17 protein-coding genes and 1 pseudogene are annotated in these 17217 nt (G+C 62.9%); 7 read left to right on the top strand and 11 right to left on the bottom strand.

Features of this window, described 5'->3' with window-relative positions; all coding sequences use genetic code 11:
* Positions 1-35 precede the first annotated feature (35 nt).
* From BI343_RS05075 to rluD, 6 genes are all read right to left on the bottom strand, one after another.
* Positions 36-758: a metallophosphoesterase gene (locus tag BI343_RS05075; RefSeq protein WP_071108906.1), complete on the bottom strand. Its 723-nt coding sequence runs from the start codon at positions 756-758 to the stop codon at positions 36-38.
* 24 nt (positions 759-782) lie between these two features.
* On the bottom strand, positions 783-1436 hold the full coding sequence (locus BI343_RS05070) for an HD domain-containing protein (protein WP_043628084.1): 654 nt from the start codon (positions 1434-1436) through the stop codon (positions 783-785).
* A gap of 78 nt (positions 1437-1514) precedes the next feature.
* Complete coding sequence (locus BI343_RS05065) at positions 1515-2360, bottom strand: GNAT family N-acetyltransferase (RefSeq protein ID WP_139165647.1); 846 nt, start codon at positions 2358-2360, stop codon at positions 1515-1517.
* The gene (locus tag BI343_RS05060) at positions 2357-2965 is read right to left on the bottom strand and encodes a type 1 glutamine amidotransferase family protein (RefSeq protein WP_071108904.1); all 609 of its coding nucleotides are present in this window, start codon (positions 2963-2965) and stop codon (positions 2357-2359) included. Before BI343_RS05060 ends, BI343_RS05065 begins: the two co-directional genes overlap by 4 nt.
* 139 nt (positions 2966-3104) lie before the next feature.
* Entirely contained in the window at positions 3105-3842 is a 738-nt protein-coding gene (pgeF, locus tag BI343_RS05055) for a peptidoglycan editing factor PgeF (RefSeq protein ID WP_071108903.1), read from the bottom strand.
* On the bottom strand, positions 3832-4926 hold the full coding sequence (rluD, locus tag BI343_RS05050) for a 23S rRNA pseudouridine(1911/1915/1917) synthase RluD (RefSeq protein WP_071108902.1): 1095 nt from the start codon (positions 4924-4926) through the stop codon (positions 3832-3834). Before rluD ends, pgeF begins: the two co-directional genes overlap by 11 nt.
* On the opposite strand from rluD, the gene BI343_RS05045 reads away from it, so the two are divergent.
* The 3 genes from BI343_RS05045 to BI343_RS05035 all read left to right on the top strand — a co-directional run bounded on the left by BI343_RS05045 (position 4925) and on the right by BI343_RS05035 (position 7542).
* Entirely contained in the window at positions 4925-5719 is a 795-nt protein-coding gene (locus BI343_RS05045; protein WP_071108901.1) for an outer membrane protein assembly factor BamD, read from the top strand. The two genes, rluD and BI343_RS05045, sit on opposite strands and share 2 nt — an antisense overlap.
* Before the next feature lie 117 nt (positions 5720-5836).
* Positions 5837-6778, top strand: coding sequence for a substrate-binding domain-containing protein (locus tag BI343_RS05040; protein ID WP_071108900.1), 942 nt, complete (start codon positions 5837-5839; stop codon positions 6776-6778).
* The gene (locus tag BI343_RS05035) at positions 6775-7542 is read left to right on the top strand and encodes a substrate-binding periplasmic protein (protein ID WP_083340814.1); all 768 of its coding nucleotides are present in this window, start codon (positions 6775-6777) and stop codon (positions 7540-7542) included. Before BI343_RS05040 ends, BI343_RS05035 begins: the two co-directional genes overlap by 4 nt.
* 15 nt (positions 7543-7557) lie before the next feature.
* Here BI343_RS05035 and BI343_RS05030 read toward each other — a convergent pair whose 3' ends face one another.
* Complete coding sequence (locus BI343_RS05030; RefSeq protein WP_071108898.1) at positions 7558-7884, bottom strand: hypothetical protein; 327 nt, start codon at positions 7882-7884, stop codon at positions 7558-7560.
* A 262-nt stretch (positions 7885-8146) separates the two neighbouring features.
* On the opposite strand from BI343_RS05030, the gene BI343_RS05025 reads away from it, so the two are divergent.
* Entirely contained in the window at positions 8147-9649 is a 1503-nt protein-coding gene (locus BI343_RS05025) for an alanine/glycine:cation symporter family protein (protein WP_071108897.1), read from the top strand.
* Between the two features lie 503 nt (positions 9650-10152).
* Positions 10153-11465: pseudogene (locus tag BI343_RS05015) on the top strand (aerolysin family beta-barrel pore-forming toxin).
* A gap of 55 nt (positions 11466-11520) precedes the next feature.
* Here the strand turns inward: BI343_RS05015 and BI343_RS05010 are convergent.
* Complete coding sequence (locus tag BI343_RS05010; RefSeq protein ID WP_071108894.1) at positions 11521-12222, bottom strand: glutathione binding-like protein; 702 nt, start codon at positions 12220-12222, stop codon at positions 11521-11523.
* Positions 12223-12356: 134 nt separating this feature from the next.
* Between BI343_RS05010 and BI343_RS05005 the strand changes: the two genes are divergently transcribed.
* Entirely contained in the window at positions 12357-12998 is a 642-nt protein-coding gene (locus BI343_RS05005) for an SOS response-associated peptidase (protein WP_071108893.1), read from the top strand.
* A gap of 7 nt (positions 12999-13005) precedes the next feature.
* Here BI343_RS05005 and BI343_RS05000 read toward each other — a convergent pair whose 3' ends face one another.
* Positions 13006-13845, bottom strand: coding sequence for a helix-turn-helix domain-containing protein (locus tag BI343_RS05000; protein WP_211269384.1), 840 nt, complete (start codon positions 13843-13845; stop codon positions 13006-13008).
* 163 nt (positions 13846-14008) lie between these two features.
* Between BI343_RS05000 and BI343_RS04995 the strand changes: the two genes are divergently transcribed.
* Positions 14009-15469: a cytochrome P450 gene (locus tag BI343_RS04995; RefSeq protein ID WP_244886571.1), complete on the top strand. Its 1461-nt coding sequence runs from the start codon at positions 14009-14011 to the stop codon at positions 15467-15469.
* A 5-nt stretch (positions 15470-15474) separates the two neighbouring features.
* On the opposite strand, the gene BI343_RS04990 is transcribed toward BI343_RS04995, so the two are convergent.
* A complete protein-coding gene (locus BI343_RS04990; RefSeq protein ID WP_071108890.1) occupies positions 15475-16737 on the bottom strand; it encodes a Y-family DNA polymerase in 1263 nt (420 codons plus the stop codon).
* On the bottom strand, positions 16734-17153 hold the full coding sequence (locus BI343_RS04985; RefSeq protein WP_071108889.1) for a LexA family protein: 420 nt from the start codon (positions 17151-17153) through the stop codon (positions 16734-16736). Before BI343_RS04985 ends, BI343_RS04990 begins: the two co-directional genes overlap by 4 nt.
* Between the last annotated feature and the right edge of the window lie 64 nt (positions 17154-17217).

Below are 17217 nucleotides of genomic sequence, written 5' to 3'. Positions count from 1 at the left end.
GGAGCGCGCATTCTAGCGGCGCAGGCCGGCAGCGTCTAATGCAGTTGGTAGCGCGCCGCATGCTCAGAGCCTGCCGGCAGCGAGACTTCGACGAAATCGTCCAGGCAGAACAGCGTCAGTTTGCCGCCATAAACCGCGCCAGTGTCCAGGTGCATCACATTGTCGTAGCGGACGGCGTGGTCTTGCGGCGTGTGGCCCACCAGCAGCAGCGCCACGCCGTTGACGTGGCCGGCGCCGCGGTCGAACACGCGCTCGCGCGACCACAGCAGCGCATCGTAGTCTTCTGCGCGGGGGCAGTTGGCCGCCAGCCGCTCGGCCAGCGCGCTCCAGTCGTTGCCGGGGCAGTCGGCGTGGACCACGCCTATCTTGCCGACTTCGCTGTCTATCTCTATCGCCAGCGGCAATTGCGCGAGGGCGGCGACGCAGGCATCGCGTTCGGCGGGCGGCATTTCGCTGAGCCAGCGCCCGCCGTTGCGCAGATGGCGGTCCAAGTCCTCCAGCGGATTGCGCATCGCGTCCAGCGCCATTTGTTCATGGTTGCCGCGCACCGCATGAAACCAGGGCTGGGCCAGCCATTCGCCGACTAGATGGCTGTCCGGTCCGCGATCCACCAAATCGCCCACCGAGATCAACCGGTCGGTTTGCGGATTGAAGCCGATGGTTTTCATCAAACGCTGCAATAGTTCGAAACAGCCATGCAGGTCGCCTACCACCCAGTCTCGTCCCGCGCGATTGCGCGGAAGCTTCTTGATCATCATGGCGGCGACCTGTCCTTTCTCGGCTTAGCGGGCCATCCAGTCTTGGCAGAACTCGTCGCGGAAGCTGAGCAGCCATTGCAGCTTGCGTTCCGCCAAGGCGCGTCCGGCTTCCGTTTGCATCATGCCCGGCAGCTTGGCGAGCTTGACGTCGATATGGTCGATCGCCCAAGCCTGGTCGTCCAGGCCGCGATGTTCGGCCAGCGGGTCCAGCGGGTGGGCCAGCGCGCGGCCCATGCGGCCGGAAACATAGAACATGCGGGCCAGCCCCACCGGACCCAGCGCGTCCATGCGGTCGGCGTCCTGCACGATGCGGGCCTCCAGCGTGCGCGGCTCGATGGCGGCGGAATAGCTGTGCGCCTCGATGGCATGCGCGAGATTGTCCAGTTGCGCCGGCGTCAGGCCGCTGTCCGCCAGCAATTGTCGCGCGCGCTCGGCAGACCAATGCGAGGCCAGCTGGCGTTGCGGGTGGTTCTTGGGCAGATTGACCAGATCGTGCAGATAACTGCCGGCCATCACCACGACGGGGTCAGCTTCGGGGTAATGCTGCAGCAGCTGGCGCGCCACCGCCCATACGCGGTGCAAGTGGCTCAGATCATGGGCGCCGTCGTTGTCCGGCGGTTGTTGTTCCAGCAGGGCGATCAGCCTGTGCTGCCATTCGTTTTGCAATTGCGGGTCCATCGGGGAAGGCCTTGTTTGAGAGCCGCCGCGGCGGGGCGGCCATACTCTCATTTTAACATCGCCTTGGCAGGCCGCTTTTCAATCGTCGCTTGTCTTGACCAGCTCCCATTGCGATAGCCGATAGCTGGCCTGGTGCTTCAGCAGCAGGCTGATCAGCGCCAGATCGCGGCTGTCGACATTATTGAAGCTCAGCCGTCCATCCGACGCCAGCTGTTGTCCGGCGCGCAGCAGGCTGGCGGCCATGCCGCGCCGGCGGCTGGCCGGGGCGACCTGAAGCTCCGCCACCTCGCCGTCGCGCGACATCAGCAGCGAGCCTTGGAGATCGCCGCCGCTGCGAATCGTCAGCCAACGCAGCGGCGGCTCGGCGCGCAGCAGCGATTCGCGGCGGTTGGGCACGGCCGGCGGATAGGCCAGCGCCTCGGCTGGCCAATACGCGGGATCGTGAACCGCATGGGCGGTGATGGGCCAGAATCCGCGCGCGGCGACGGCTTCGAGAATTTGATAGCAATCCAGCCGGCGCAGGGCGGAGAAGCCCTGCCGTTCATAAGCCTGTTGCGCGCGCGTGTTGCCGTCTATGACTTCCAGTCTTTGCTTTTTAATGCCATGTTCGGCCAGCAACGCGGTCGCCAAGGCCGCCATGCCGGTCAGCGCGTGGCGGCGGCGGCCGTCCGGGGCGACGCCGGCGGCGATGCAATAGCCTTCCCGCTGGCCGTCGATATCCGGCGCTGCGGTCAGCCAGAACCCCGCCAGCTTGCCGTCCAGCCAGACGCCGGCGCTCAATTCCGGCTGCCAGCCGCGCCGCCTCAGCATGGCTGACATTTGCTCCAGCGTCGGCTGGGCAGGAATGACGTAGTCGCTGAAGGCGGCCAGAAAGCAGGGGTGCAAGTCGGCTGGGCTAAGCTGGGATAACGGCGCAATCTTCATGACAGGGCGAATGCAGGCGTGGAGACTAGGGAGAGGGCGCGCTCGACGTAGTCGCGCTCTTCGCCCACCGGCGCGACATGCGAGAGCACCTCGCGCGTGCGCGCCTCGCCGGCCAGCCGCAGCAGCACCCAGGCCGCCAGGTATTGTGAGGCTAGGCAGCCGCCGGCGGTGGCGATATTGCCAACCGCGCGGAAAGCGTCTGGCGCGACGGCGATGCCCAGCTGTTCCAGCATGGGGCGGGTCATGCCGTCGGTACAGGCGATGCCGTCGCTGAGCAGCCCCAGCTTATGCAGCACCAGCGCTCCGGAGCATTGCGAGCCTATCAGCTGGCGCGATGGATCCAACCGCAGCTGGCTCATGATGGTATCGTCGGCCACCCAGTCTCGCGTGCGCCAGCCGCTGCCGATCAGCACCGCGTCGGCGTGCGTGGCGTAGGACAGGTCTTCCTGGCGTTCGACGCGGGCGCCGGAGCGCGATTGCACAATCGGCGCAGGCGCGCAGATGCGCACCGTCCAGCCGTGCGGCGTCATCCGTCCCAGGATGCCGGAAGCGATGAAGGAATCGAGTTCGTTGAAACAGTCCAGGGTGACGATGGCGATCTGCATGGGAGGCGTACCTGACGGATAAGTGAAAAACCATGATGTCCGCGTAACGGCGGCGGGTCAACGCGACGGCGATCGCCAGCAGGAAAGCGGGATGGCGAGTGGGTAAAAACAAACACCCCGCCGGGCGGCGGGGCGGGGGTCAGGCTTCCAGCCAGATCAACGAGGCCATGCGGCCGGTGGTGCGGTCGCGGCGGTAGGAGAAGAAACGCTCGCGGTCTATCACGGTGCAGAAGTCGCCGCCGTAAGTGCGCGAGACGCCCAGTTTTTCCAGGCGCAGCCGGGCCAGGGCATAGATGTCGGCCAGGTATTTGCCATGGTCGATTTCGACGAAGGCGGCAGCGGCCGCCGCGTCTTTTTCGACAAAGGCTTGCCGCACTTCGGCGCCGACCTCGAACGCGTCCGGGCCGATGGCCGGGCCCAGCCAGGCCATCAGCCGCGTCGGCGGCAGGCCCATCGCCGCTACGGTGGCCTCGATCACGCCATCGCATAGTCCGCGCCAGCCGGCATGTGCGGCGGCCACGGCCTGGCCCTGCTCCTCGCATAGCAGCACCGGCAGGCAGTCCGCGGTCATCACCGCGCAGACTGCGCCCGGCGCGCGGGCGAAGCTGGCGTCGGCATCGGGCGGAATCGCGCCTGCGCTGGCCGCGTCCGCCACCGCCACGCCATGCACCTGATTGAGCCAGGCGGGCTCGGCCGGCAGTTCGTCGCGCAGCAGGGCGCGGTTGGCTGTGACGGCTTCCGGCGCGTCGCCGACATGCGCGCCCAGATTCAGGCTGGCGTAAGGCCCTTGGCTGACGCCGCCGGCGCGCGTGGTGATCAGCGTGCGCACCTTGGGCGGCGCGGGCCAGTCGGCTTCGATCCAGTCCTTAGCGGGCATAGATCACCTCGACGTCGCCATCGTCGTCTTCGTCGTCCCAGTCTTCATCGTCCTCGCCTTCGCCGTGGGCGAAGGCTTCTTCGTCGGCCACGGCGCCATCGCCGCGCAGCACATCCAGCAGGGCGCGGAAATCATCCGGCAGCGGCGCCTTCCAGCTGCGCTCCTCGCCGGTGGCGGGGTGGATCAGAGCCAGCGCGTAGGCGTGCAGCGCCTGGCGGCCCAGCGCCTTCACGGCTGCCGCGATCTCTTCGTCCATTTTGTGCCGCACATTGCCATATACCGGGTCGCCAGCCAGCGGATGGCCGGCCTCGCGCATGTGGACGCGAATCTGGTGGGTGCGGCCGGTTTCCAGCTTGCACTCGATGTGGGAATGGCTGGCGAAGCGCTCCAGCACCCGGATATGGGTGATGGCCGGCTTGCCGCCGAACTTCAGCACCGCCATTTTCAGGCGGTTGTTCGGGTCGCGGCCGATATTGGCTTCGATGGTGCCGTCGAACGGCACCACGCCGTCGGTGATGGCCCGGTAGATCCGTTTGACGGTGCGCGCCTGCAACTGGCGCACCAGCTCGGTCTGCGCCGGCAGGGTTTTGGCCACCACCATCAGGCCGGAGGTGTCCTTGTCTAGGCGGTGGACGATGCCGGCGCGCGGCACATTGGCCAGCGCCGGGCAGTGGTGCAGCAGGCCGTTCAGCAGCGTGCCGCTCCAGTTGCCGGCGGCGGGGTGCACCACCAGGCCGGCCGGCTTGTTGATGACGAGGATGTGGTTGTCCTCGAATACGATGGGCAGGTCCATGGCTTCCGGCTGGAAGGCCATTTCCTCATGCGTCAGCTGCAAAGTGACGTCCAGCTTCTCGCCGCCCAGCATCTTGGTCTTGGGCGCCACCACCTTGCCGTCCACCAAAACCAGGCCGTCCTTGATCCATTGCGTCAGCCGGCTGCGGGAGTAATCCGGCAACAGTTTGGCCAGCACTGCGTCCAGCCGGTCACCGCATAGCGTCAGCGGGACTTCAAGATGTTGCGTGGTGGATACCTCGTTTTCCGAGATGTCGCTATAATCGTCCGGGTCAATGTAAGGATCAGTCATGAAAAGATACGTTGTTGCTGCAATGTTGGTGATGGTGGGGCTTGCCGGGTGCGCCTCCACGGAAACCTACGACGAAACGCGCGGCTGGACCGTGGAGAAACTGTATGCGGAAGCTCACGACGAGTTGAACAGCGGCAATTATACTCGCGCAGTCAAGCTCTACGAAACGCTGGAGTCGCGATTCCCGTATGGCCGCTATGCGCAACAGGCGCAGATGGACCTCGCCTACACCCATTACAAGGATGGGGAGCCGGAGCAGGCCATCGCCTCGGCGGATCGCTTCATCAAGCTGCATCCGACGCATCCCAACCTCGATTACATCTATTATCTGAAAGGTTTGGTGTATTACAACGACGATTCCGGCCTGCTCGCCAAATGGGCCGGCCAGGACATGAGCGAACGCGATCCGCGCGCCGCGCGCGAGGCCTTCGCCGCCTTCCGCGAGCTGACCACCCGCTTCCCCAACAGCACCTACGCGCCGGACGCCCGCGCCAAGATGACCCGTCTGGTCGATGCGCTGGGCGGCAACGAGATGCATGTGGCCCGCTACTACATGAAGCGCGGCGCCTACCTGGCGGCCGCCAACCGCGCCCAAGGCGTGGTGAAGGACTTTTCCAACACCAAGTATCCGGAAGAGGCGCTGGCCATCATGGTGAGCGCCTACGACAAATTGCAGATGCCGCAACTGCGCGACGACGCCCGCCGCGTCCTGTCGTTGAACTATCCGCAGAGCCAATATCTGGCCAAACCCTGGCAGACGGAGGAGATGCCATGGTGGAAGCTGTGGAAATAACGCCAGCAACCTAGCCAGAAAGCCGCCGATGGGCGGCTTTTTGTTTGACGTGGCGCGGCGTGCTCCCGGCTTGAACTTGGCTATAGTTTCAAGTGATCTGAATGAGGGGAGAGGGCGATGAGGCGGCGTCAATTCCTGTTGGCCGTGCTGGCGAGTGCCGGCGCCTGGCGCTGGGCGGCGGCGGGCAGCCGCAAGTTTGCTGTGACGGTGGTGGTCAAATCGCTGCGCAATCAGTTTTTCACCATCATGCTGGACGGCGCGCGCAAGCATCATGCCGATCATGCCGCAGAGTATCAGCTGCGGCTGGAAGGCTTGCAGAGCGAAGGCGATGTCAAGGCGCAGGTGGCGATGCTGCAACGCGCGATAGACCGCCGGGACGATGCCTTGATTGTCGCGCCGGCCGATTCGCGGGCGGTGATGCCTTTGTTGTTGAAGGCCATCGCGCAGGGGATGTTGGTGGTCAATATCGACAACAAGCTTGATGAGCGTGTGCTGGCGCATGAGAACGTGAACATTCCCTTTGTGGGGCCAAGCAATTTCAGCGGCGCGCGTAAGGTGGGCGATTATGTGCTGGCGGCGCTGAAGCCGGGCAGCAAGGTCGGCATCATCGAAGGCCTTCCACAGGCGATCAACGCCAAATCGCGTAGCGATGGTTTCCGCGAATCGATACGCATCGCCGGCATGGAGCTGGCCGGGATGCGCTGGGGAGACTGGGAGACCGACAAGGGCTACCAGGCTGCGCTGTCGCTGCTGGATGCCGTTCCGGACCTGTCGGCGCTGCTGTGCGGCAACGACAATATGGCGATAGGCGCAGTCAAGGCCGTAACGGAACGGCATAAGACCGGCAAGGTGCTGATAGGCGGTTACGATAATATCCCCGCTGCGGCGCCGTATATCGCTAGCGGCGCCATCTATGCGACCGCCGACCAGCACCCGGCGCTGCAGATGCAATATGCGCTGGATCTGGTATTGCAGGCCTTGTCCAAGCACGTAGCGCAAGCCGAACTGCAATCGATCGTGCAAACGCCGGTGGAGCTGATTAAAAGAACCGCGACATGATGGGTCTGAGCCGATTGCACTGGCTGGCAGCGATTTTTCTCTTTTTTGGGCTATCGCGCGCCGAGGCCGCTTCGCCGGCCACCATCCGGGTTCTGGCGGATGACTATCCGCCATTCCTGCTGAAGTCTGCCGGGGGGCTTTCCGGCCCTTATGCCGACGTCTTCCGTTTGCTGATGCGCAAGGCGGGCATCGAAGTGGTTTTTCAGAGCGTGCCTTTCAAGCGGGCCTTCCTAAGCCTCGCCAACCAGGACAATACTTGCGCGCTGGCGGTCAATTTTGATCAGGGAGAGAGTGAAACCGTCAATTTCATCAGCGTCATCGCGCCGATTACGTTGACGGCCTACAAACGTGGCGACAACAAGAGCCAACTGACTAATCTGGGCGGGCTGAAAGGATATTCGGTGGGGGCGGTGGACATGGCCGAAGTGCGCGATATCCTCAGCAGCGCCGGCATGCCGTTCACGGCGGTAAAAAATTCAGCCACGGGTTTTCTGATGCTGAACGCCGGCCGATTTCAAGTGCTGGTCAGCGACCTGCCTCCTGGCCCATTGTCCGGCGACAAGCAGGTCGTCAAACTGTTTGTGGTGGCTCAGGTCGAGCGCTGGCTGGCCTGCGGTCCTCGGGTGCCGCCTGCCTTGCAGGGGCGCATGCGCGCGGTGCTGAAGCAGGGACTGTTCGCCGAGGATACCGCGCCGGTATGGAAGCGCTACGGCATGCTCGACTATTACCGAGAAACGCGCAATAACTGGCTGAAAACGTCGTAAGCCGGGCTGACTGCGTTATTGAGGGTCCAGCCGGCAGGCCAATCCGGTACCGGCCAGTCCGCCGTACAATTTCATCTGGTCGGGCGTCTTGCGCGAAATGTAAAAGCTGTCAGGCAAGCCCGTGCCGGCCTTGTCCTTGGGCCAGGTCAGCAGCCCCTTCTCATCCATGAACCCCTGATGGGTCGCTTTCCCTTGTTTCAACTCAACGGTCTGCCCGCGGCGGTCGAAGCGGAACTGTATCTGCTGATCGCAGTGGTAGCTGGCTTGGATGCGCTGCGGCGGCTGGCAGGCACACAGCGCGGCGGCGATCAGGCAGGTCGCGAGTCGGGCGTGAGTGGGCATGGCTTAACGTTCCCGTGTTCTGATTGCGTGGGCCGTCACTATATCATGGGCCTGGTTGGGTTTTTCGGGCCTTTATATGCCGGCATGATTTCTTGCGCTTGGCAAAGCGCATGGCTATTTTTTGTTGCAATTTAGAGTTTTTACACTCTGTTTACTGGAGTTGACAGGGGTTTGCTCCTTATCTTTCGGTTTGCAGTCCGACAATCGGCATGTAAGGCAATGATAAAGCCGGTTGCGAACCTTCGCAGACAAAGGAGAAACCATGGATCAGCTGGTCAACGCCATCAACGGCGTGGTCTGGAGTCCGGCACTGATTTATCTGTGCCTGGGCGCCGGCCTGTATTTTTCGATTCGCACCCGATTTTTGCAGCTGCGGCATTTCAAGGCGATGTTGCGGCTCATGTTCAACCGGCAGAGCAGCAGTGCCGGCGTGTCGTCGTTCCAGGCGCTGGCGATGACGCTGGCTGGGCGCGTCGGCACCGGGAACATTGCCGGCGTGGCCACCGCCATTACCTTCGGCGGCCCCGGCGCGATGTTCTGGATGTGGCTGGTGGCCTTCCTGGGCGCCAGCTCCGCCTTCGTCGAGTCCACCTTGGGCCAGGTGTACAAGGAAAAGATTGACGGCCAGTATCGCGGCGGACCGGCGTTCTATATCGAGAAGGGCTTGGGCATGAAGTGGTATGCCTGGCTGTTCGCCATTACCACCGTGGTGGCGACCGGCGTGCTGTTGCCGGGCATCCAGTCCAACTCGATTGCCGCATCGATGGAGTCTGCCTTCGGCGTGGCGCCCACCGTCACCGCCGCGCTGCTGGCCATTCTGCTCGGTTTCATCATCTTCGGCGGCGTCAAGCGCATTGCGGTATTCGCCGGCGCGGTGGTGCCGTTCATGGCGCTGGGCTACATCATCGTCGCCTGCGTGGTGATCGCGCTGAACATCGAGCAATTGCCTGGCGTGGTGGCGCTGATCTTCAAGAGCGCCTTCGGGCTGGAGGCCGGCATGGGCGCCATGCTGGGTTTCGCCATCCAGTGGGGCGTCAAGCGGGGCATCTATTCCAACGAGGCCGGGCAGGGCACCGGACCGCATGCGTCCAGCGCCGCGGCAGTCAGCCATCCGGCCAAACAGGGCTTGGTGCAAGCATTTTCGGTCTATATCGATACCTTGTTTGTCTGTTCCGCCACGGCTTTCATGCTGCTGATCACCGGGCAATACAATGTGCAGAGGCCAGATGGCCAGGCGGTTTTCACCGGCATTGCCGGGGTGGCGGCAGGGCCAGGCTATGTGCAGACGGCGATGGAAAGCATCATGCCGGGCTTCGGCTCCGCCTTCGTGGCGCTGGCGCTGCTGTTCTTCGCCTTCACGACCATCATCGCCTACTACTACATCGCCGAAACCAATATCGCCTATCTGACCCGCAAGCAACGCCGCCCCTGGCTGGCGTTCGTCTTGAAGCTGGCGCTGATGGCGGCCACCGTTTACGGCACGGTCAAGACGGCCGATCTGGCCTGGGGGCTGGGCGACATCGGCGTGGGCCTGATGGCCTGGCTCAACATCGTGGCCATCATTTTGCTGCAGAAGCCGGCGCTGGCTTGCCTGCGCGATTACGAGGCGCAGCAGGCGCTAGGTTCGGATCCGGTGTTTCATCCGGAGAGGCTAGGCATCGCCAATGCAGCCTATTGGGAGGGCCGCCGCGCCGAGGAGAATCTGGCGGCAGAGCAAGATGGACAGACTCTGGAGGGCAAGCCCGCCGCCAGCCAGGTCACTTGAGATGTCGGCGCTGGCGCGCGCAGGATGATTGCCGGCAGGCTGACAAAGCGATTTACAAGCCCTCCCTACTCGGAGGGCTTTTTGCGATGTGTCGCGCGCGAATCTGGTTCTGTGCGCGTGCGATTTGATTTGTTGTGCGCTAAACACCTGTCCAAAAGAACGGATTCGACGCGATGCATGCCGTGTTGGTCGCATTGATATAAGCCATTGGTGCCGATAAGACTCCAGGGTATCGCTTTGCTATTTCTAGAGATACGACGTAAGCATTTCTACTTATTAAATATAATCAAAATAAATGTAAATAATTCAATGTATTTATTTACAAATATGCCGTTAATGATTGTTGCGATAAGTAAGGGGAGGTGATTACGATGATCTTGCGCTGTGGAGTTTTTGCTCTATTTCGTGATGGCGTTCGAAAATTGCTCCGTCTGATGTGTTTTTAGGACAGAACGAGACGGTTATTGCAATTATTCATCTTGTTACCTACGAAGGGATAAAACATGAAGTCGATAAAAACCATCCTTCCCGTCGCTGTATTGCTGGTTGCGCATCAACAGCCGGCATGGGCGGCGGATACGGTTCCGCAATTCAGTGATGTGATTTATACCGAAATGTCTCCGGACAATGAATCCACCATCCAGAAAATCGTCACATCGGACGCGTTTTTCAAACCCTGGGCCTATCTGGCGCATTATATGGGCTACGGCTGGGTGGGCGGCAATACCAATGGCAATACTGCGGTAGGTAAAGAGTTTGAATATCGCCGCATCGACACCATGCTCGATAATTTGTCGATGCCGGACAATAAATACCGCTACATGATGAACGCCAAATACGATCCGAAAGGACCGGGCGGTTATTGGGCCGACAAGCGTTTCGCATGGCTTTCTCCAATATCCAGTGGATGATGGAGCCGGACGATATGAAATTAGGCACGCCGGAGCTGTATAACAAGAAACCGCTGAAAGTGGTGAATGTGCTGCTGGAGAATTTCAGCGATCAGTCCGATACCGGGGTGGCCAATATCAAGTACGACTCCACTGTCAGCTGGTCCAAGGCGGACAAGATCAGCGTCAGCGGCAAGGTCACGGTGACCAATAAGTTCAGCGCGGGCTTGCCGCTGATCGGCGGCGCCGAGTCGTCGGTGGCGGTGGAGATCGCTTCCGGCGCGGATTGGACCACCACCAACGGCACCAGCAACACCACGTCGCAAACCGCGGAATACCGTGCGGTGCTGCCGCCCAAGAGCAAGCGCATGATCACGCTGACGCTGTTCGAGCAGAAAGCCAACATCCCTTATACCTCCAAGATGTATCTGACCTACGAGGCCGAGCTTTACAACTTCCTGCGCTACAGCGACAACGCGCTGAACGGCCATCCGTCCAATCGTCCGTACTACCTGGCCAAGTTCGGCGGCAAGGACGGCCTCAACGGGGCGCAGGATCTGCTGTCGCAGTACCTGAACCCGGCAACCTCGAAGTGGGATTGGCCGTGGGCGGTGAACCAGTACTCGCGCAGCACCATCGAGTACTACATCGGCTCCATCTCCAAGCGCAAGTTCAAGCAGCAATTCACCGGCGTGTTCACCGCGGTGGATTCCACGGCCTACACCGTTACCGCCGGGCCGGTGGAGCCGCTAAGCTCCCAGGCGTTGACCGCGCGCTCCGCCAATCTGGGCGCAGCGGCTGCCGGAGGCATCCAGTACCGCGTGGTGGGAGGCGATCTGAAGGATGTGCCGGGCAAGATCAAGAATTTGCGCATCAGCGTGGACAAGCCCAAGGCCGCGCCGTCCGCTGCGTCGCCGTTGCGGTAAGCGTGCCTGCCATGAAACGACAAACCCGGCTTTCGCCGGGTTTTTTTTAGTTTGCTCAACCTTGTCGTGGCCGGCCGTCCTGGCCAAACAGAAACGCCCTCGATTTCTCGTCCACTGTCGGCGCGCTATTGATTTCCGCTGCGCGGGCATAGGCGCGCTGCACGGCAGGTCTGGCGGCCATGCGATCGAACCAGCGCTTAAGCGCCGGGAAGTCGTCCAGATTCTGCCGCTGCCGTTCATGCGGCACGATCCACGGATAGCATGCCATGTCGGCGATGGAGTACGCGCCGGCGATGTAGTTGCGGCCGTCGGCCAATTGCGTGTCCAGTACGCGGTAGAGACGGGCGGTTTCGCGCACGTAGCGGTCTATCGCATACGGCAGTTGCTCCGGCGCGTACTGCGTAAAGTGGTGATTCTGGCCCGCCATCGGCCCCAGGCCGGCCATCTGCCAGAACAGCCATTGCAGCGTTTCGTTGCGGCCGCGCAGCGTCTGCGGGATGAAGCGTCCGATCTTGTCCGCCAGATACAGCAGGATGGCGCCGGATTCAAATACGCTGAGCGGCTCGCCGCCATCGGCCGGCGCGTGATCGACGATGGCCGGGATGCGGTTGTTCGGCGCGATGCGCAGAAAGTCAGGCTGGAATTGTTCTCCCTGGCCGATATTGACCGGGACGATGCGATGGGGGAGGCCGGCCTCTTCCAGGAAGATCGTGATCTTGTGGCCGTTGGGCGTGGTCCAGTAGTACAGGTCTATCATGGCTGCCTTTCCGTGGGGAGAGCCGTTAAGCCGCGCTGCAGCTGGTGCTTTCTGCGTCGGCGCGCCTTGGTGCGTCGAATCTTGGAGTGGATGATGCGGTGGCGCGTTGTCCGCCATCGCTGGATAATGCCACGATGTGCGTAAATTTTCAGACTCCATCGCCAAACCAGTTGCGGGCATTCTTTGCGGTTGAGCCCGGAGAGGGGCAATGGCAGGACGAGGTTTGGCAGGACTATCTGGCGCCGATTATTACCCGCGACGGCGTGCGGCTGGCGTCCTACGGCTTCATCCCCAAGCGCCATCAGCCAGCCGGGGTGCGGTTGTCCACCATGAACGCGCGCGCAGAAACCATAGGCCAGTTGCGCAGCTACCGCGATGCCTGGCGCAACGGTCAGTTTTGTCTGGTGCCGATGCGGGCGTTTTTCGAGCCGAGCTATGAGAGCGGCCGCGCCGTGCGAATGCGCATCGGGTTGGCGGACGGCGCCCCCTTCGCCGTGGCCGGATTGTGGCGGGAGTGGCGCGAGGCCGATGGTTCGGTCAGCGCGGCTTTCACACAGATCACCATCAATGCCGACCATCACCCGCTGATGAAGCGCATGCACCGGCCTGGAGATGAAAAGCGCACGCTGGTCATCGTCTCGCCGTCGCAATACGATGCCTGGCTCAATTGCCGCAACCCGGAGACGGCGCGCGCCTTTCTGGCGGCCTGGCCCGCCGCATTCATGGCTGCGGAGCCGGAAACGCCTGATCCGCCGGTTCAGGGTTCGCTGTTCTAGGCGGGCCTCATACCCATAACCGGTATAGCCAGAAGGACTCATCTTCCACGAAGCGCCGAGCGAACTCACCCGGCGCGAAGCCGGTGATCCGTTTGCTGGCGCGGCTGAGGTGCGCCTGGTCCACGAAACCCTCTTGCAGGGCCAGGTCGGCCCAATCCAGCGCCTGGCCGGAAGCATGCCGTTCGCGGGCGCTGAAAAATACCCCTTCGGTTTTTACCAGCGTTTGCCACTCGCGCAGCGAGCGGCCGCTATGCGCCTTGATTCGGCGTTCCACCTGGCGCTGGCTGTGAGTCAGTCCCCATTGCCTTGCCTGCTGCGCCAGGCTCCCTACCCACCGGCGGCCCAATTGGCGCAGCGAGCCTGCAGGCGAAACTTGGCTTTGCCGCTTGCGCCAACATGGGGCCAGATGCGCTTCCAGCGCAGCCAGCGTTTCCACGTCGCTGTTTGCCTGTTGCATGGCGTCCAAAAAAGGCTGCCACTCGCTTCCCAGTGCGTCTAAGGCGGGAGCGATGCGGTCGCGCAGCCGGACAACGTCCACATCGAACAATTGTCGCGCGATATCCGCAGTGAAGCACAGCATGATGCCGCGCCCATTGGAGGAAGACCAGCTGGCCAAGGGCTGCGACTGGCTGCCGGACAAGACCGCTTGGGTTTCGAATGGCTGCCAGGCATATCCCTGCGGGCTTGCCATCACGATTCCAGACTGCATCTCCTGAAACCATGACAGGCTGAGCAGCGGCGAGGCGGGAAAATGGCTCAAGCGCTGCGCATCGCTCAGCATCAAGCCGCGGGTATCGCGCCGCACAATTGCCGCCAGCGCGCCGCGTAGGTCTGGGGGAATCGGCAACAGGCAGTCCCTGTCGCGTGCGCCGTGGGCGAGGGCGGCTCTGGCCTGTGGCGGTGGGCAAGCCGCATGTCTCAGATGTGAATCGAATGTCATGGCTGCGAGTATAAGCAAAAGCGCGGCGTGCCGCCTCTGGGATGTCGTTTGCGTACAAGATGGCCTATGCATGCCGATGGATACTGCTGGCATCGGCAAAGCACGGAATCTTGTCACCATGAACACAACACCGAATTCTTCCCCTTGCCCCTTCCATAGCGGGAATGTCCCGCCTCAAGCACCGCTTGACGCTTGGCCGCCGGGGCCGCCATCGGGGCTCACCGGCTGGGGGCTGCTCTGGCGGATGGCGCGTGGTATGCCCGAAGCCCTGGCCGCTTGGCAGCGCGAGTTCGGCGATGTGGTGCATCTGCGCACGTGGCCGGAGCATCAGATTGTGGTGGCTGATCCCACGCTGGCGCGCGAATTGTTGGTTGGCAACCGCGACAAGCTGACTCGCTGGGAGCGGGCCAGAACGGTTTTCCGGCGGATGCACGGCGATAGCGTGCTGGTGGCGGAAGGGGAAGCGTGGCAACGCAAGCGCATGGCGCTGCACCCGGAATTCTCGCGTCAGGCCGCTCACTCCTTTGTGCCCGCGCTGACGGAAATCATGGATCGGGCCTATGCCGCGTGGCCGCAGACCGATGCGAATTGGCCCATTGAACAAGCGTTTACCTCGCTGGGGATGGAACTGATTGTGGGCATGGCGTTTTCCGATGGCATGGAGAGAGACGAGGCGCGGAGGACTGAACAGGCGTGCCGCGCCTTGATGGCCCAGGCCGATGCCGAGTTTTATCATCCATGGTCCTGGCCGGACTGGATGCCGTGGCAACGCGCCAGGCGGCAGGCGCAGGCTCAATTGGACCAGTTGATCGAGCGGCGTCTGCTGCAGCGCTTGGCCATGCCGCTGGCAAACCGCCCGGACGATTTACTGAGCCGGTTGCTGCGGCTGCACAACGATGATCAGGCCAACTGGCCGCTGTCGGCCGTACGCGCCGAATGCAAGACGGCCTTTCTGGCCGGCCATGAGACGGTTGCCAGCACATTGACGTGGTGGGCCTGGTGCATGGCGTCCCATCCCGACGCGCAACACGCCGCGCGCGCGGAAGTGGTCGAGACTTTGGGGGACGCGCCTCCCGCGGCGAGTGAGCTGCCCGCGCTGCGCTATCTGAGCCAAACTTTGCAGGAAACAATGCGTCTGTATCCGGCCGCGCCGGTTCTGATCAGCCGCAGGGCATCGTGCCCGGTGACGCTGGGACATTGGCGTTTTCCGGCAGGCACCCTGTTTTTGGTGCCTGTCCAGCTGATGCATCATGATGCGCGCTGGTTCCCCGAGCCGCGGGCGTTTCGGCCGGAACGCTTTCGCTTGGATGGCGACAGCAAGGTGGCGGGGGCCTGCCAGCCTTTCGGCAGCGGTCCTCGCGTCTGCTTGGGGCAGCATCTGGCGCAGACCGAAATGACGCTGGCTGCCGCGATGTTGCTGCAGCGTTTCTATCTGTCTGTGCCGGATGGCATGACGCCGCCGCAGGCCGTTCTGCATGTCACCCAGCGGCCAGCGCAGCCGCTGCGCCTTGCATTGCGCCGCGCGCCTTGACACCGTTACTTGACCGCCAGCAGGTCTGTCAACCGGGTGGTGTAGCATGGCGAGCGCTGGTCCTGGCGCATTTCCCAGTTATTGGTCAGCGCCTCCGCCGCCAGCTTGACCCGGCCGCGGCCGAATTCGCGGTTGATGGCATCCATGGTCTGCATCAGCTTTTGCCGGCGCGGGTCTGGCGGCGCGGCGAACAGGTCGGCCTGGCTGACGTCGCGCGGCGAAATTTCCATCAGGATGACCCCGGCTTTTTGGTAGAGCGGGCCGCGGCGGTAGACGGCGCGCAGGCCGGCAAGCGCGGCTTGCGCCAGCGTCCGCGTATCGTCGCTGGCTTGCGCCAAAGGCACGACGGTGTAGCCGTGGTAGCCGTCGTCGATGAAGGGGCTGGTGCGGATGCTGACGCCCACCAGCCTTGCCGCGCCGTTTTGCTTGCGCAGCTTTTCCGCGGCGGTGCTGATGTGATGGCTGATGGCGGCCGCCAGCACGTTGAAGTCTCGCGGCTTTTCGCCGAAGGAGCGGCTGGCGATGATTTGCTGCCGTTCCGGCGCGGCGTCGTCCAGCTCCAGGCAATTGACGCCGTTGAGCTCGGCCACGGTGCGTTCCAGCATCACGCTGAACTGGCGCCGGATGGCGCGCGGATCGGCCCGCTTCAGCTTCAGCGCGGTGTCGATTTCCATTTTTTCCAGCTGGACCGCCAGCTTGCGCCCCACGCCCCAAATCTTGCCGACGGCCAGCTTCCCCAGCAGCGAGTCGCGCTCCGTCTCGGACAGCCAGCTCCAGTCGAAGACGCCGCTGTCCCAGCCCGGCACCCGCTTGGCGACATGGTTGGCCAGCTTGGCCAGGGTCTTGCTGGGGCCGATGCCGACGCTGACCGGAATGCCGATGCGCCGCCGCACGTCGTCGCGCATGCGCCGCGCCAGCGTCTCGATGTCGCTCACGCCGCTCAGATCGAGAAAGCATTCGTCAATCGAATACACTTCCTGGCCCGGCGCATATTCGGCCAGGATGGCCATCATGCGCCGGCTCATGTCGCCGTACAGCGTGTAGTTGCTGGAGAAAACCGTTACGCCATGCCGGCGGCACAGGCCGGCGATCTCGAAGAACGGTCCGAACATTTTCAGGTTCAGCGCCTTGGCTTCCGCGCTGGCCGCCACCACGCAGCCATCGTTATTGCTGAGCACCACGATGGGCCGGCCTTCCAGGTCCGGCCGGAACACACGCTCGCAGCTGGCGTAGAAATTGTTGCCGTCCACCAGCGCATAGGTTGTCACCGGAATTTCCTCACACAGGCCGTCACCACGCCCCAGATTTGCAGCTCCTGATCGCCGGCCGGCACGATGGGCGGATAGTCTGGATTGGCCGCCAGCAGCATGCAGCGTCTCCCTTGGACATGCAGCCGCTTGACGGTGAATTCGCCATCTATCGCCGCGATCACGATGTCGCCGTGACGCGGCGCCAGGCCCTTGTCGACGACCAGGATGTCTCCCTCCTGAATGGCGGCGTCGCGCATCGAATCGCCGGCTACCCGAACCAGAAACGTGGCCAACGGATCCGCCACCAGATAGGCCTGCAAGTCGATGCCGGCCTCCATGCGGTCTTCCGCCGGCGAGGGGAAACCGGCGCGGACGGGCGATAGCGCCAGCGGCAGGATGGGCGGCGCGAGGCCGGAGGCGTGGGCAGAAATCATGATGCGTTTTTTTGAAATGGTACAAATTCAAGATAGGCCATTTTGCCCGGATAGGCGATGCCGC

Origin of the sequence: Chromobacterium amazonense, assembly GCF_001855565.1 — a bacterium.
In the GTDB taxonomy this organism is placed as follows: domain Bacteria; phylum Pseudomonadota; class Gammaproteobacteria; order Burkholderiales; family Chromobacteriaceae; genus Chromobacterium; species Chromobacterium amazonense.
The sequence above is the reverse complement of the archived record's forward strand: the minus strand, read 5'-3'. Positions and strand labels throughout refer to the sequence as shown.

Excerpts from the sequence above, each read along its gene's own strand:
- BI343_RS05025 (WP_071108897.1), top strand. The coding sequence starts at position 8,147 with ATGGATCAGCTGGTCAACGCCATCAACGGCGTGGTCTGGAGTCCGGCA.
- BI343_RS05010 (WP_071108894.1), bottom strand. The coding sequence starts at position 12,222 with ATGATAGACCTGTACTACTGGACCACGCCCAACGGCCACAAGATCACG.
- BI343_RS04995 (WP_244886571.1), top strand. The coding sequence starts at position 14,009 with ATGCCGATGGATACTGCTGGCATCGGCAAAGCACGGAATCTTGTCACC.
- BI343_RS05030 (WP_071108898.1), bottom strand. The coding sequence starts at position 7,884 with ATGCCCACTCACGCCCGACTCGCGACCTGCCTGATCGCCGCCGCGCTG.
- BI343_RS05065 (WP_139165647.1), bottom strand. The coding sequence starts at position 2,360 with ATGAAGATTGCGCCGTTATCCCAGCTTAGCCCAGCCGACTTGCACCCC.
- BI343_RS05070 (WP_043628084.1), bottom strand. The coding sequence starts at position 1,436 with ATGGACCCGCAATTGCAAAACGAATGGCAGCACAGGCTGATCGCCCTG.
- BI343_RS05040 (WP_071108900.1), top strand. The coding sequence starts at position 5,837 with ATGAGGCGGCGTCAATTCCTGTTGGCCGTGCTGGCGAGTGCCGGCGCC.
- BI343_RS05045 (WP_071108901.1), top strand. The coding sequence starts at position 4,925 with ATGAAAAGATACGTTGTTGCTGCAATGTTGGTGATGGTGGGGCTTGCC.
- rluD (WP_071108902.1), bottom strand. The coding sequence starts at position 4,926 with ATGACTGATCCTTACATTGACCCGGACGATTATAGCGACATCTCGGAA.
- BI343_RS05035 (WP_083340814.1), top strand. The coding sequence starts at position 6,775 with ATGATGGGTCTGAGCCGATTGCACTGGCTGGCAGCGATTTTTCTCTTT.
- BI343_RS05005 (WP_071108893.1), top strand. The coding sequence starts at position 12,357 with ATGTGCGTAAATTTTCAGACTCCATCGCCAAACCAGTTGCGGGCATTC.
- BI343_RS05075 (WP_071108906.1), bottom strand. The coding sequence starts at position 758 with ATGATGATCAAGAAGCTTCCGCGCAATCGCGCGGGACGAGACTGGGTG.
- pgeF (WP_071108903.1), bottom strand. The coding sequence starts at position 3,842 with ATGCCCGCTAAGGACTGGATCGAAGCCGACTGGCCCGCGCCGCCCAAG.
- BI343_RS04985 (WP_071108889.1), bottom strand. The coding sequence starts at position 17,153 with ATGATTTCTGCCCACGCCTCCGGCCTCGCGCCGCCCATCCTGCCGCTG.
- BI343_RS05060 (WP_071108904.1), bottom strand. The coding sequence starts at position 2,965 with ATGCAGATCGCCATCGTCACCCTGGACTGTTTCAACGAACTCGATTCC.